This is a genomic window from Rhizobium binxianense, from assembly GCF_028994275.1.
Taxonomy (GTDB): Bacteria; Pseudomonadota; Alphaproteobacteria; order Rhizobiales; family Rhizobiaceae; genus Rhizobium; species Rhizobium binxianense.
This window is the reverse complement of the sequence record NZ_CP118713.1, coordinates 2,285,946-2,300,567: the sequence shown is the minus strand read 5'-3', so window position 1 is coordinate 2,300,567 and position 14,622 is coordinate 2,285,946. Positions and strand designations below refer to the sequence as shown.

Annotated in this window: 14 protein-coding genes; 10 read left to right on the top strand and 4 right to left on the bottom strand. The window is 63.0% G+C overall.

Features of this window, described 5'->3' with window-relative positions:
* Positions 1 to 9: 9 nt before the first annotated feature.
* Positions 10 to 930, bottom strand: coding sequence for a LysR family transcriptional regulator (locus tag PO860_RS11480; protein ID WP_272782698.1), 921 nt, complete (start codon positions 928 to 930; stop codon positions 10 to 12).
* 100 nt (positions 931 to 1,030) lie between these two features.
* Between PO860_RS11480 and PO860_RS11475 the strand changes: the two genes are divergently transcribed.
* Positions 1,031 to 1,912 carry an NmrA/HSCARG family protein gene (locus tag PO860_RS11475; protein ID WP_272782319.1) on the top strand — a complete coding sequence of 294 codons (882 nt, stop codon included), beginning with the start codon at positions 1,031 to 1,033 and terminating at the stop codon, positions 1,910 to 1,912.
* A gap of 231 nt (positions 1,913 to 2,143) precedes the next feature.
* Positions 2,144 to 2,953 (top strand): class I SAM-dependent methyltransferase, encoded by an 810-nt coding sequence (locus PO860_RS11470; RefSeq protein WP_183606936.1) that lies wholly within the window; start codon positions 2,144 to 2,146, stop codon positions 2,951 to 2,953.
* A 62-nt stretch (positions 2,954 to 3,015) separates the two neighbouring features.
* On the opposite strand, the gene PO860_RS11465 is transcribed toward PO860_RS11470, so the two are convergent.
* Entirely contained in the window at positions 3,016 to 3,846 is an 831-nt protein-coding gene (locus PO860_RS11465) for an RDD family protein (protein WP_273883880.1), read from the bottom strand.
* A gap of 285 nt (positions 3,847 to 4,131) precedes the next feature.
* Between PO860_RS11465 and PO860_RS11460 the strand changes: the two genes are divergently transcribed.
* The 3 genes from PO860_RS11460 (at position 4,132) to PO860_RS11450 (ending at position 7,361) form a co-directional block, all read left to right on the top strand.
* Positions 4,132 to 4,479 carry a DMT family protein gene (locus PO860_RS11460; protein ID WP_003560330.1) on the top strand — a complete coding sequence of 116 codons (348 nt, stop codon included), beginning with the start codon at positions 4,132 to 4,134 and terminating at the stop codon, positions 4,477 to 4,479.
* Between the two features lie 185 nt (positions 4,480 to 4,664).
* Positions 4,665 to 6,176: a DUF1800 domain-containing protein gene (locus PO860_RS11455; RefSeq protein WP_273883879.1), complete on the top strand. Its 1,512-nt coding sequence runs from the start codon at positions 4,665 to 4,667 to the stop codon at positions 6,174 to 6,176.
* 12 nt (positions 6,177 to 6,188) lie between these two features.
* Positions 6,189 to 7,361 (top strand): DUF1501 domain-containing protein, encoded by a 1,173-nt coding sequence (locus tag PO860_RS11450; RefSeq protein ID WP_273883878.1) that lies wholly within the window; start codon positions 6,189 to 6,191, stop codon positions 7,359 to 7,361.
* Between the two features lie 299 nt (positions 7,362 to 7,660).
* Here PO860_RS11450 and PO860_RS11445 read toward each other — a convergent pair whose 3' ends face one another.
* Together PO860_RS11445 and PO860_RS11440 are read right to left on the bottom strand one after the other, a co-directional pair.
* On the bottom strand, positions 7,661 to 8,248 hold the full coding sequence (locus PO860_RS11445) for a hypothetical protein (RefSeq protein ID WP_183606940.1): 588 nt from the start codon (positions 8,246 to 8,248) through the stop codon (positions 7,661 to 7,663).
* 19 nt (positions 8,249 to 8,267) lie between these two features.
* The gene (locus PO860_RS11440) at positions 8,268 to 8,654 is read right to left on the bottom strand and encodes an acyl-CoA thioesterase (RefSeq protein WP_183606941.1); all 387 of its coding nucleotides are present in this window, start codon (positions 8,652 to 8,654) and stop codon (positions 8,268 to 8,270) included.
* A gap of 236 nt (positions 8,655 to 8,890) precedes the next feature.
* Here PO860_RS11440 and PO860_RS11435 point away from each other — a divergent pair, with 236 nt between their 5' ends.
* The 5 genes from PO860_RS11435 (at position 8,891) to PO860_RS11415 (ending at position 14,562) form a co-directional block, all read left to right on the top strand.
* Positions 8,891 to 10,711, top strand: coding sequence for a methyl-accepting chemotaxis protein (locus PO860_RS11435; protein ID WP_097619115.1), 1,821 nt, complete (start codon positions 8,891 to 8,893; stop codon positions 10,709 to 10,711).
* Between the two features lie 157 nt (positions 10,712 to 10,868).
* Positions 10,869 to 12,215, top strand: a complete 1,347-nt coding sequence (locus PO860_RS11430; RefSeq protein ID WP_183606943.1) for an extensin-like domain-containing protein — start codon at positions 10,869 to 10,871, stop codon at positions 12,213 to 12,215.
* 113 nt (positions 12,216 to 12,328) lie between these two features.
* Positions 12,329 to 12,676, top strand: coding sequence for a CAP-Gly domain-containing protein (locus PO860_RS11425; RefSeq protein WP_097619117.1), 348 nt, complete (start codon positions 12,329 to 12,331; stop codon positions 12,674 to 12,676).
* A 318-nt stretch (positions 12,677 to 12,994) separates the two neighbouring features.
* The gene (locus PO860_RS11420; protein ID WP_183606944.1) at positions 12,995 to 13,390 is read left to right on the top strand and encodes an Ohr family peroxiredoxin; all 396 of its coding nucleotides are present in this window, start codon (positions 12,995 to 12,997) and stop codon (positions 13,388 to 13,390) included.
* Between the two features lie 107 nt (positions 13,391 to 13,497).
* Positions 13,498 to 14,562: a DUF3095 family protein gene (locus PO860_RS11415; RefSeq protein ID WP_183606945.1), complete on the top strand. Its 1,065-nt coding sequence runs from the start codon at positions 13,498 to 13,500 to the stop codon at positions 14,560 to 14,562.
* Positions 14,563 to 14,622: the final 60 nt, after the last annotated feature.

The following is a 14,622-nucleotide window of genomic DNA, read 5'->3' as shown; positions in this document are numbered from 1 at the left end:
ATGTCGGGGCTAAGGCGACACGATCACAAATTCGTCGTTGCCGTCGGTTCCCGCATCCAGCCGGCTGGCCGCAAGTTCGATGAAGGACTTGACCAAAGGCGGCAGGTGCCGGCTGCTGGGATAAACGACGTACAGGCCGCCGACCGGGGTCGCGTAACCGTCGAGAACGCGGCACAGCCGGCCGTCCTTGATGCAGGTCTGGCCGACTCGGTAGGGCAATTGGGCGATGCCGTAGCCGGCGATCGCGGCGGCCATCACCGCTTGCATTTCATTGGCGGCGAAACGTCCCGAGACCGAGATCGTCTCCCGGCCGTGCGGGCCTTCGAGCAGCCACGGCGTATGGGCGGATTGGCCGGCGATGACGCAGTCGTGGCGGGTGAGATCCGCCGGGTGGTCGGGCGTGCCGCAGCGGGCTACGTATTCGGGGCTGGCGCAGAGGATTCTGTGCGTGGAGCCGAGCTTGCGGGCGATCAGCGTCGAATCCTCGAGGATGCCGGTGCGGAAGGCGAGGTCTATGCCGTTTTCGACAAGGTTCAGCCTGTCGTCGGTCAGCCGCAGTTCGACCCTCGTCTTCGGGTAGGTCGAAAGAAAATCGAAGATCGCCTCCTGAAGGAAGGGACCGCCGAAGCCGACGGGCGCCGATATGCGGATCGTGCCGGCGGGCTCGGCCCGCGCTTCGGCAAGCCGCAGGTTGGCGCCCTCGATCGTGCGCAGCGCCTGGCTGCTTTCTTCATAATAGAGGCGGCCCGCATCGGTCAGGTTGAGGCTGCGGGTGGTGCGCTGCAGTAGCCGGACGCCGAGTTCGCGCTCGAGGGTGGCGATGCGGCGGCTGACCGTCGTCTTCGGCATGCCGAGCAGGCGCGCCGCGGCAGTAAAGCTGCCTGCCTCGATGACGCGGGCGAAGATCATGATATCGTTGAGATCGAGCATTGTATCCTGGGATGGCACGATGTTTCCCAACTATATGCCATTATGGTTCAATGCGACAGGCCCTAACTTTGCTGCATCCGTCACAACAAGGAGCAGACAGATGAGCAACACACGAAACGTTCTGGTCACAGGCGCCACCGGCCAGCAGGGCGGCGCGGTCGTGCGCGCGCTGATCGCGCGGGGACACCGCGTCAAGGCTATCAGCCGCCGGCCGGACAGCGAAGGCGCGAAACGGCTTGATGCTGCAGGCGTCGAGGTCGTCGCCGGCGATCTCGATGATGCAACATCCGTCGTCAAAGCCGCAAGCGGCATCGACACGATGTTCCTGATGGGCAGCAGCTACGAGGCCGGGACGGAGGCGGAAACCCGCCAGGGCATCACGGTCGCGGATGCGGCAAAGGCCGCCGGCATCGGCCACCTGATCTATTCCTCCGTCGCCGATGCCGACAAGAAGACCGGCATTCCGCATTTCGACAGCAAATATCTGATCGAGAAGCATATCGCCGGCCTCGGCATTCCCTATACAATCAGTGCGCCCGTCGCCTTCATGGAGAACACCGTGGCGCCCTGGGCGATCGACGGGCTGCGCCAGGGCGTCTACGCCGCCGCGCTGGCGCCGGCGCGCGTGCTGCAGCAGATCACCATCGATGACATCGGCGCTTTCGTCACGGCATTGGCCGAACGGCGCGAACAGGTGTTCGGCAAGCGTTTCGATATTGCCGGCGACGAATTGTCGGGCGAACAGCAGGCGAACATCTTGTCCGAGGTGCTCGGCCGCCCAATCACTTACCGGGAATTGCCGATAGCGGCGATACGGCAGCAGAGCGAGGATACGGCGCTGATGTTCGAATGGTTCGACCGTACAGGCTACGACGCCGATATCGCCGCCCTGCGCCGCGACTTTCCTGAGGTCGGTTGGCACAGCTACGCCGACTGGGCGCGGGGCTTCGATTGGAGTGTGCTCGGTAAGGCGGCGGGCTGAGTTAGTCGTCGCGTCGGCGATGTCGCCGCTTGGTGATATTTGCTGGAAGCGGATCGATCGGGGGTTGCTTCACGGCCGCTTCGGAACAGAGGCGGCGCTTGGCGCCTCCTCCGCAGGCGGGCGCCTGGGCGCCTAGCCTGACCGCTTCCACCTGGGAGAAGCCCGCTTGCACAGTCGCCGGCGAATCCTATTGTTTGACGGCAGACCTGCGTCCTTGAAAGGGAGGCTTTGATGCCGTCGAGTTTCAATGTCGAAAGTGCTGATGGTTATGAACGGCTGATGGGGCGCTGGAGCAGGAGGCTGGCGCCGATGCTGATCAATTTCGCCGGCCTTGCGGGCGGTGATCGTGTGCTCGATGTCGGCTGCGGCACCGGCAGCCTGACATTTACTTTGGCGGAAACGCCTGGCCTGCGAGAGATCGTCGCCGTCGACTATTCGCCGGTTTTCGTCGAGGCGGCGAAACGGCGCAATACCGATCCACGGATCACGATACGGCAGGCCGATGCCTGCGCGCTCCCCTTCGAGGACGGCCGCTTCGACCGGGCGATGTCGCTGCTCGTGCTGCATTTCGTGCCCGAAGCGGGAAAGGCGGTGTCCGAGATGGCCCGTGTCGTGCGCCCGGGCGGCATGGTCGCGGCAGCCGTCTGGGATCATTATGGCGGCATGTCAGGTATGCGGATGATGTGGGACACGGCGGCGATGCTTGACGAGCATGCATTGCCGTTGCGGCGCAAATATTGTTTCCAGCCGATGATGCGGCCTGGGGAGATGAGGGAGAGCTTTGTTAGCCAGGGCCTTGTCGACGTCGAGGAGACGTCGCTGCTGATCCGGATGGAATACGGCTCCTTCGAGGACTACTGGCAACCAATCGCTGCCGGCGAGGGGCCGCTCGGCAAATATGTCGCCGGTCTGGACCCGGCCAAGCGGAAGGCCGTCGGCGATGCGGTCAGGGCGGCATATGAGGCGGGCGAGCCGGACGGGCCGCGATCGTTTGCGTCGGTGGCGTGGGCGTGCCGGGGCAGGGTGCCGGGCAAGAGCTAAAGAGGCCGGCGGCTGGTGTCGCCGGGCTTTCTTTTGCCTGGCCGCCTGATTGCGAACGCCTTTCAAGCATTCACCACCTCGCAGGCGCAGATGTGATCGTAAAATGCATGTCCTCGCCAGACGAACGGCAAGAGCCACCAGGCCATGGCCGCCGTTGCCCAGATGACGTACAGCTCGGTAGTGTCATTGTCCGGAGGCGTATATCCGTCGCGGACCATGTCAAGCAATGCCTCGAAATCTTGCGTCGGATAGATCGGAAACAGCGAGATTACGAAAACGACAGCGCTAATAAGGAGAAACGGGCTAAATTTGAGGATTTCGCGTTTAAACGCGGCGCCGATGTCGGGATATTTACCGTCGACTGACTGTACTCTCAGGAAGAAAACCGCCTTTCCGAATGTGCGGCGGCCATTCGCCGAAAAGCAGGCGAAAGCTAGCGCGATCAGCACGGTGTTGGCTATGCCTGATATCAAGCTGGAATAGGCAGGCATGGGCTGGACCACCGGATTGTTGTCTGCATCTAGAGGGATGGTCAACTCCTGGCCTGATGTCCAAAAGTCATCTTCGGTTTTGTTGCCTGTCCGTAGATATCTCTCCGTCGTCGAACCGATTTGACCTACCTCGCAGATCTCGCTGGTACGAATTTCGTCTGTTGGCAACGGCCATCCCGCTTCAATTCGCTGTGCAAGCTGACTGGGGATCGCTTCGGTGCACCAAGTGGATGTCCGGCCGGGAAAACGGAAGTCCAGCGGGAAAACCGTTGAAATGTAGTGGACTGCTATGAGGATGGCGGCCTGAAAGATGATGATGTCGACAGCGAAAGCCGCGAAGCGCCGCCAGAAGTGGCGGAAAGGTAAAGTCATGGATTGCGGCATCTCGGCTGTATTATCCATGTGCTCCCCTGATAACATCGACGCAGCCTGGTCAGGCGCATAGAGTCCTTTCAACATGAAGTAGCAAATTTCGAGGTGATTGATACAGGCGCTTTTGCGTTCTCGTCTCCCCGAATGCTTCGGGGCAGGCAATTCGGCCTTGCTGTCGCCGGCGATGCCTGCCGCCTCGATGGCATGAAACGATCGGTCCGCGCCCCGGGACTTGCCGCCGAACGACAGCGTGCTAGGTAAGGCCCGCCGGTATCTCGCCGGATCAGTTTTCCTTCACAGCCCCCGAGTTAGCCCATGTCCTTTTCTCCCGCCGCCGTCTGGCCCGTCGTCATGCTGTTTGCCTCCAACATCTTCATGACCTTTGCTTGGTACGGGCATCTCAAGCATAAAAGCAGCGCGATCTTCCTGGCCATCATCGTCAGCTGGGGGATCGCATTCTTCGAATATTGCCTGGCGGTGCCGGCCAACCGTATCGGCTCGGCGGTCTATACGACGGCGCAGCTGAAGACGATGCAGGAGGTGATCACGCTGATCGTCTTTTCCGGCTTCTCGATCTTCTGGCTCGGCGAGAACCTGACCTGGAACCACGCGATCGGCTTCGCCCTGATCGCAATCGGAGCATCCTTCATCTTCCGTGCATAAAATTTAGCCTTTTCAATAGATTACAAATCGTCCATGTCTCGATATCGCCGCATTTCCTACAGATTGCGGTCGCAATCGGCTGGCAGCCTGTCACCTCTAGCTTTTTGTTTTGCGCAATTCCGGGCGCAAAACCGCTGTGCACTTTTGCTGGAATTGCTTCAGCAGTGATCAGGAGGTGAACTGCCATGAGCCTGTCTTTCCCGACTATGGCGGCGATCCGGTTCGGCTATGGCTTCCGGCCGGGCGAGGCGCCGCCTGAGAGCAAGGACGAGCTCATCGGCCAGCTGCGCGAGGGTGCGGCCGCGATGCCGGACTTTCCCATGGGCGGCCCCGACATGCGCCATCGGGCGATCCTCAGCCTGCAGTCGCAACTGGCGCAGATTCGGGAGGATGCCAAAACGGTGACCGACGACACGACGCAGCGCGAGATGCGCAAGGGCGTGCAGCGGCAGGCGCAGCAGCAGTTCCAGCACGATTCGAACCTGCGGCTGATGCAGGCGGTGCTGTCGCCCTACGGTTTTTACGAGCGGCTGGCGACCTTCTGGACCGATCACTTCTCCACCAGCGCCAACAAGAGCCTGCCGATGCGTCTCATCGTGCCGCTCTACGAGGCTGAGGCGATCCGGCCGTTCATATCGGGCAGGTTCGGCGATCTGCTGCGAAGCGCCACCGCTCACCCCGCCATGCTGATCTATCTCGACCAGGCGGAGTCGCTCGGGCCGGATTCGGCCGGCGGCATCAAGCGCAACAAGGGGCTGAACGAAAATCTCGGCCGCGAGCTGCTGGAGCTGCACACGCTCGGCGCCGGCAGCGGTTATACCCAGGCGGATGTCACGGCGGCGGCGATGGTGCTGACGGGGCTCACCATCGACCGCAAGGAGATGGACATCGCCTTCCGGCCGAATATTTCCGAGCCCGGCACCCATGCGGTGCTCGGCGTCAGCTACGGCGGGCGCAGGCGCTCGCGCGACGATTATCTCGATATGCTCGACGATCTCGCCGTCCATCCGAAAACGGCGGCGCATATCAGCCGCAAACTGGCGGTGCATTTCGTCTCCGACCAGCCCGATGAAGGGATGGTGTCCGATATGGCTGCGGCCTGGAAGAAGACGGGCGGCGATTTGACGGCCGTCTATACCGCCATGCTCGACCATCCCGCCGCTTGGCGCGACGAGGGCGCCAAGGCGCGCCAACCCTTCGATTATGTCGTCGCCGGTCTCAGGGCGTTGAATGCGGGGCCGGTCAACGGCGTCGTCGGCAGCTTCCTGGCTGCCAACCAGCAGGGCACTGAAGAGGGAGACATGGCGGCGAATACGCCTGGCATGGCAGGGGCGCCGGTGACGACGGATCCCGCCGGCGAGGCAAGGGATAAGCGCCTTAAGGCCTTCCGTGCGGCGCGGGCGCTGGGGCCGGGCGCGTTGAAGCGCATGGGCCAGCCGACCTGGCTGCCGCCGAGCCCGGCCGGCTTCGAGGAAGGTTTTTCGGCCTGGATCACCGGCAGCCAGCTCGCCGAGCGGCTGGCCTGGGCAAGGCGGGCCGCAGCGCAGTTCGGCCGCGACGAAGATCCGCGCGAGTTCCTCAAGTCGACGCTTGCCGATGCGGCGCGCGACGAGACGATCCGCGTGGTGTCGCAGGCGCCGAACAAGATCAGCGGGCTGACGCTGGTGCTGGCATCCCCCGAATTCAATCGCCGATAGGAGCGTCTGCCCATGAGCCAGATCCTGCTTTCCCGCCGCGGCTTTCTGACGTCGGCCTGCTGTCTCGCCGCCGCCCCCGCCTTCACGCCGGTCACCTTCGCGGCGATGCCGGGTGACAACCGTTTCGTCACCATCGTGCTGCGCGGCGCGATGGACGGGCTGGACCTGGTGCAGCCCTATGGCGATGCCGGTTTTGCCGCGCTCAGGCCGACCCTGGCGCTGACGCCCGACACCGGGCTTCTCGATCTCGACGGGCATTTCGGCCTCAATCCCGCCGGCGCCGAACTGATGCCGCTGTGGAAGAGCCGGGAACTCGCCTTCGTGCACGCCGTCTCGACGCCTTATCGCGACCAGCGCAGCCATTTCGACGGGCAGGACATGCTGGAGTCAGGCGGGGAGCATGTCGCCGAGGAAAAGACCGGCTGGCTGAACCGGGCGCTCGCTGTCATTCCGCGCTTGGATGCGCGCAGGGCGATCGACGTCAACACTTCGACCGAGCTGATCCTCTCCGGGCCGAACAATGTCGACGTCTGGGCCTCGGATTCCAATCTGGCACCGGCGCGCGACGAGATGCAGTTCCTGGCGCGGCTCTATGCCGGCGATCCGCCGTTTGCCGCTGCCCTCGCCGAGGCGACGCGGGCCGACACCGCTTCGATGATGGTCGAGCCGGACGGCCAGCGCGGCGAGAAGGTTGCGGATGTGGCAGCACTCGCGGCCCACATGCTGAAGGGCGATTACCGCATCGCCAGTTTCTCGATATCAGGCTGGGACACGCATATCGGCCAGGCCGGCCAGTTCAAGCGGCCGGTGCAGGACCTTGCGCAGGCGATCAACACGCTGAAGACCACGCTCGGGCCGGAGATCTGGTCAAAAACGGTGGTGCTTGCCATGACCGAATTCGGCCGCACCGTCCGCCAGAACGGCTCAGCGGGCACCGACCACGGCACCGGCGGCTGCGCGCTGTTATCAGGCGGCGCCATCAACGGCGGCCGCATCCTCGGCCGCTGGCCCGGAGTTGGGGATGGCCAGTTGCTTGACGACCGCGATTTGATGCCGACGGCGGACGTGCGCGAGGTGGCGGCGGCGATGCTTTACAGGCAGTTCGATGTTGGCGTGGATGACCTGACGGGGAAGATTTTTCCGGGATTGGGGTTTGATAAGGGCTCGCAATTTTTGAAGGCGTGAGGAGCGGAGGTGCCGCGGCACACCGACCAGCCCGCATGGTGAGGAGGTCTGAAGGGCCGTTTCGAACCACGGGGGCGGTGGCTGGACGCTACGCCGGCATCCGTATTTTCCGAGGCGGGTGGCCAGCCTCGTCCTTCGAGGCCCCTGCGGGGCACCTCAGGACGAGGCTCGAGAGAGGGTGCGGGCTTTGAGGTGAAGGCTATGGAGTTGTTGCTGGCCGGCCCTTCGGCTGGGCTCAGGGCGTTCGTTGCTGCAAACGATTCACTGGATCGATTGCTCCCGCTTCGCGGGATCGTATCTCACCCCAGCACATCATAAAGCCGGAAGATGAAGCTCACCTGATAGATCAGGTTGACGATGACGAAGGCGGTGTGGAAGCGGCGGTTCGGGGTCCAGGCAGCGATGGCGCAGAGCAGGATGTAGACGATGTTGCGGGCGGGATATTCCCAGCCGAGCGAGAGGATGCGCTCGTGGCCTTTGATCGCGGTGTCGAGGATATCGATGGCGTAGGTGAGGCCGAGGATGCCGAAGAACCATTTGCGCCGGGAAATGAAATATTCCTCGTAGCCGCCATATTCGTCGAGGCTCGCCGGGAAGAGCAGGGCGCAGAGCAGGAAGAACAGGCTGCAGAAGCAGACGAGGAAGAGATAGATGCCGAAACCGATGACCGGCACGGCCTGCAGGCGATATTCCCACCACCAGATATGGATGATGAACAGGAACAGAGACAGCGCCCAGCCGAGATGGACGGGGTAGACTTTCGCCTTGCCGGGATGCTGGACGATGCCGGCAACGCCGGTCAGCACCCTGGCGAGCGAAAGGCTGATGACCATGCCCATCACCACCTTGATGTGAAGGAAGACCTCCGGCGAGCTGACCGTTTCCATGCTGTCGATCCCCGGTCTGTCACTCTTCGGGGACTTGCTTCGGCTTTCCCTCTTCGTCGAGCGCCACCATGATGAAGGTGCCGGCCGTGACCTTTTCCATCTTGGCGTAACGCGAGCGGTGCGCCCAGGCTTCGACGATCAGCGTGATCGAGGTGCGCCCGACACGCTCGACATCGGTATAGACCGACAGCGTATCGCCGATCTTGACCGGCAGCTCGAAGGCCATTTCCTTGACCGCGGCGGTGACGACCCGGCCTTTGGCGCGCTCGGCGGCGCGGATGCCGGAGGCAAGGTCCATCTGCGCCATGACCCAGCCGCCGAAGATATCGCCGGCCGGATTGGCATCGCCGGGCATCGCAAGCGTGCGCAGCGTCAGTTCGCCTCTCGGCTTGGCGGCATCGGTCATCAAGGGTTCTCCATCTGAGGGGGGCGATTCACTGGAGAGCAGCCTAGTGCAAAGACCGTGAGCTGTAAAAGACGGTGAGCCGCACCGATTTATTTTGGTTCGATTTCAACTGGTTGAATTTTACAACCGGCACCTCACCTTACGTTATTTGATCATCTCCTAATTAAGCTTTACGCTCCAGTAATTCCGGTGGTTCAGAATGTGATGGATTTCACATTAGAATCGCCGGGAACCTCATGCGCAACGTCAAGATTTCCACCCGCCTTTACTGCCTCGTCGGCTTCACGCTTGCCGTGCTTGCGGCGACCATGGTCTTCTTTCTGAATTATTCCTATTCCGAGCTGCAAGCGGAGCGGAAGGCGGGGCTGGAGAAGATGGAGGCGACGGCGCTCGGTATCTTCGACAAATATTACAAGATGGAGCAGGCGGGCGTGATGACCCGCGAGCAGGCGCAGGCAGCGGCCAAGGACGTGATCGGTGCGATGCGCTATGGCACGGACGGTTACTTCTGGATCAACGACATGCGTCCCGCCATGGTGATGCACCCCATCAAGCCGCAGTTGAACGGCACCGACATCTCGCAGATGAAGGACCCGAACGGCAAGTTCCTGTTCGTCGAATTCGTCAACAAGGTCAAGAAGGACGGCAAGGGCTTCGTCGATTATTATTGGCCGAAGCCGGGCGCCGATGAGCCGGTTCTCAAATATTCCTATGTTGCCGGTTTCGAGCCCTGGGGCTGGATCGTCGGCACCGGCGTTTACGCCGATGACCTTGCCGCGCTCTATCGCCAGAATGCGATCTGGGCGGCGGTCCTCTGCCTGCTTGGCGCGGCCGCCACGGTTGCCATCGCCTATGCCATCGTGCGCAGCGTGACGGCGCCGATCGCCCGGCTGAAGACGGCGATGAATGCGATTGCGGAAGAAGAAGCATCGGTGGAAATCGCCGGCAGCGAGTGCCGCGACGAGATCGGCCAGATGGCCAAGGCGCTGCTGGTGCTGCGCGATTCCGTCGACGAGCGCAGCGCGTTGCGCGGACGGGAAGACGAACGGCAGCAGCAGATCGAAGAAGAACGCCGCGGCAACGAGGCAAGCCTGCGTTCGGCTTCCGAGCGGCAGACCCGTGCGATGCAGGCGATCGGCGTCGGCCTGGAGAAGCTCGCAGGCGGCGACCTGACGGTTGCGATCGGCGATATCGGCGAGGATTACGCCAAGCTCAGGGGCGATTTCAACGCCGCCGTCGATGCGCTGAACGGCGTCATCCATGCAATCGCCGAATCGAGCCATGTCGTCAACGAAAGTGCTTCCGATATCAGCGAGGCGACCGGCAATCTGTCGAAGCGGACGGAACAGCAGGCGGCGGCTCTCGAAGAGACGGCGGCAGCGCTCGACGAGATCACCGCGACGGTCAAAACGGCATCCGAGCGGGCGAACGAGGCGCGCGAGATGGTGGCCGAAACCAAAGCGAGCGCCGGCCGCTCCGGCGATATCGTCCGCAATGCGGTGACGGCGATGGGCCGGATCGAGGAATCGTCGAGCCGCATCAACCAGATCATCTCGGTGATCGACGAGATCGCCTTCCAGACGAACCTGCTGGCGCTGAATGCCGGGGTCGAGGCGGCGCGGGCAGGTGAGGCGGGCCGCGGCTTTGCGGTCGTCGCCCAGGAAGTGCGCGAACTCGCCCAGCGTTCGGCCAATGCGGCCAAGGAGATCAAGGAACTGATCAGCCGCTCGGCGGCGGAAGTCGAGGGCGGGGTGGCACTGGTGCGCTCGACCGGCGACGCGCTACTGGAGATCGAGTCGCTGGTCAATAAGGTCAACGACCACGTCGCCTCGATTGCGACGGCGGCGCGCGAACAGTCGACGGGGCTCAACGAGATCAATGGTTCCGTCAACCATATGGACCAGATGACGCAGCAGAATGCGGCCATGGTCGAGGAGACGACGGCGGCAAGCCGCACACTCGCCGATGAGAGCACCCAGCTGAAGACGCTGCTGTCGAACTTCCGCCTGCGTGGGGCAGGGCAATCGCTTGAAGCCCGATACACACGGGCAGCGTGAGTTAAAGACAGATGAAACGACAGATGAAAGGCCGCGGAAGCGGCCTTTTTCATTTCCGTCGCGTTCAGATTGTGCCGGTAAGTTTTCGTTCACCGTTTTTAATTAAAATTGGACCGAGTTTTTTTGGTCACTGCCGGCCTGCGGAAGCGATAAGAGTATGGCGTTTGTTTCCTTTCCTCGGCGATCCCTTTTGCCTGTGCTGCTTTCGGTGGCGCTGACGACCTGTTCGATCAGCGATGGGCTGGTGCCGCCGGCCAATGTCGACAGCGGCACCAGGGTCAGCTCGATCTCGCCGGCACGGGGGGCGGCGCGCATGGCGCCTTCCGTCCGGATGGCGCCGGTGGAGAGCCAGGCCTCCTATCCCGTTTCCAGCGCGCCTGTCGGCAATAGCCAGGGTTCCGTCGATTATCTCGATACGCCGAACCTTGCCGGCACCGGCCATGCAGCCCCGGCGGCGCGCAGCGCGCCGGGGTCGGCGGGCGCACGGGGTGCGCGCGGACTGCCGATGATCGACAGCGACGAGGCGCTGGCTGCAGGCCAGCCGAGCGGCAACTGGGGCGGCACGCAGAACCTTGCGATCCCTTCCGGCGGCGTCAACATGGATGACGAGCTCGGAGCCGAGCCGGTCGTCGGCCTGGCGCAGGAGCAACAGCAGCAGATCGCCGAGGGCAACGCCACCGAACCCGTCGTCGACGGCATCGGCACCGACAATCCGATGCAGCTGAACCAGCCCGGGCGCCAGCCCGCACCGCGGGCCCTGCGGCAACCCATGCCGCAGCCGGCGGCAGAAGCGCAGATGAGCCGGGCGCCTGCCTGGAGCGACGGCAGCCCGGTCGTGGCGCCGGCCCGTGTTCCCGAAGAGGATGAGAGCGAAGAGGTCGCGATGCTGCGGCCGAACAATCCGATGATGAGCGAACCGGCAGCACCCGTCGATCCCAGCGTCATGCCGGCCTCCGAGCTTGCCTGCCGGCGCGAGCTGAAGCGCATGGGCGTGCTCTTCGACGACAAGCCGCCGATCTCGCAAGGCCCGGCCTGCCAGGTGCCGTATCCGGTGTCGCTGAAGGGGCTCTCCGGCAATATCGGCGTGCAGCCGGCCGTGACGCTGAACTGCCAGGTAACGCTCGCCTTCGCCAAATGGGTGAAGAACGAGCTGGCGCCGTCGGCGCGCTATCGCTATTGGAGCGGCATCAGGACGATCCAGCCGCTCGGCGGCTATTCCTGCCGGCGCATGAACAACAGCCGGCAGCGATACAATCCGATGTCGGAACACGCCCGCGGCAACGCCATCGACGTCGGCAAGTTCGTGCTGAAGAACGGCCACGAGATCGACGTGCGCAAGAAGGGCTTGTTCTCGCTGCGCGAGGGCCGGCTGCTGAAGGCAGTGCGCACCGATAGCTGCCGCTATTTCAATACCGTGCTCGGGCCGGGCAGCAACCCGGAACACTGGAACCACTTCCACTTCGACCTGCGCTCCCGCAAGGGCGGCAAGGTCTATTGCGACTGATGCATTCGCCTTAAACCGTCGGCGCGGTGCGGCTGTTGTCGCGGCGGCTAGACCCGGCCGGGCCGGGCGCGGTATAGATCGGTGGGGCGGATTGCCGTTTGAGAGTTTGATCCATGAGCTATGATTTTCACGTCGGCCAGAAGGTCGTCTGCATCAACGATACCTTCAAGCATGTCAGCATCGACCAGCTCATCCGCAAGGGCGAGATCTATACGATCCGCTGGGTGGGCGAATATACCCATTATGTCGACGGCACCTTCATCGGGGTAAAGCTCGCGGAAATCCATCGCGGCAATGATGACGGGCCGGAAGGTTACGGTGCCGCCGACATGCCCTATCGCGCGACGCGCTTCCGACCGCTGGTGAAGGACAAGATCGCGTCGCTGCGCAAGCTTCTGGCCCCGACGCCCGATGCGCCGGTCGAGCCGAAGGAAAAGACCAGGAAAAAAGAGAAGGTTTGAGCCTCGCCCGGGGGCGCTAAAGCGTGTCGCGTTTTACCGGATGCGGAATGTGTCATGGGCAGCTGCATCCTGTCAGCCCGTCTATGGAGGACATCTCAATTCTCCGCCTTCCCAGTCAAATCTCAGGAGCCAAGGCGGAGCCTATAGAGGGCCTCGTTCCCAGGCAAGACAGCACTATCCGCGTCCTTCGTTCGCGAGCGAAACAAATCGTATCCGATTAAATCGGAATGTTGTTGACATCGAATTCATCTCGGCATATTAAGGCGCATCCGATTTAAGCGGATGCGTTATAATTGATCAAGCCGAAAGGATACGACAATGACCGAGAAGCTTCTTTTCACCGGCAAGACCCACATCGCCGGCGGCCGCAACGGCTATGCACGCAGCAGCGACGGCACGCTCGACATCAAACTGCCGCAGCCGCATCCGGCGGCCGAAAACCTGTTCGGCGCCGCCTGGTCGGCCTGCTATATCGGCGCCATCGAGCTCGCCGCCGCGCAGCGGAAGATCGCGCTGCCGGCCGGTCCCGAGGTCGATGCCGAGATCTCTCTCCATGCCGATAACGGTTCTTTCTTCCTGCGCGCACGCCTTGATGTCAGCCTGCCGGGTATTGATCGCGCCATCGCTCAGGAACTGATCGAGGCAGCCCATGGCATTTGCCCCTATTCCAAGGCGACCCACGGCAATATCGACGTCGACACCAGGCTTGTCTGAACGGGAAGGGCGGCCTCGTCGCCGTCATCTTCAAGCGGGGGTCTGCCGAAAGGCGGTAGGCCCGTTTCTGAGCCAGCAGCCAAAGCTGCCGATCCGGAGAACATGCCATGACCAACAGCCACGCGGAGCCGCGCCAGGCCTATGACGAGTTTTCGCTTGTGCTCGATCCCGATGTCTACGAGCCGCTGCCGGACGATTGGCTGATCGGCATCACCGACGTCGTCAGCTCGACCGCGGCGATCCGATCGGGGCGCTATGAAGACGTCAATTATGCCGGTGCATCAATCATTGCCGCCCTCGGCAATGCCTGGGGTTCGTTCGATTTTCCCTTCGTGTTTCGCGGAGACGGGGCAGCCTTCGCCTTGCCGGCGAACGGCATCATGGCCGCGACATCGGCCTTGCGTGATGTGGCGGGCTTCGCCAAAACCGATCTTCATCTCGACTTGCGTGTCGGGCTCGTCACCGTCGGCGAAATCCGCGCGAACGGGCGCGACGTCAGGACCGCGCGCTATGCCGCTTCCGAGAGCGCGATCTATGCGATGTTTGCCGGAGGCGGGCTCAAATGGGCGGAGCAGCAGATCAAGAACGGCCGCTTTCTCATCAAGCCCGGCCGTTATGCAATGAGGCCTGACCTCAGAGGCTTGAGCTGCGACTGGGCGCCGTTCCCGAGCCAGCGCGGCGAGATCCTGTCGCTGCTGGTCGAGCCGCGCGACCACACGAATCCCAACGTCTTTGCGGCATTGGCGAAGCGCTTGCTCGAGGTTTTCGATGCCGCGCCGCGCCGATCTCATCCGCTGCCCGGGGATGTCGCGGGTATCAGCGGGGGGCAGGTCGATGCGCAACGCTGGTCGGAGGTCGCCTCCAATTCGGATTTCCGCAAATTCGACGACGGCCTGCGCCTGACGCTGGATTGCACGGCGGACCAGATCGACAGCGTCGAAGCCATCCTCGTTGCGGCAAGGGAGCGCGGCGAAATCGATTTCGGGCTGCACCGCCAGTCGCATGCGCTGATGACCTGCCTCGTGCCATCCGGCCGGTCGGAGTCACACCTGCATTTCCTCGACGGAATGGGCGGCGGTTATGCCAAGGCGGCCGAGATGATGGAGGAGGGCGTAGTGGCCGCGCGGTCATCGCGCCGGCCGGAAAGGCCGGTCGTGGCGACTGTCGCATAGCCTGACCGGGCAAGTTGACCCAGGGATTGCCCAGGCGCATAGTCCCGGCCAGACGCGAAT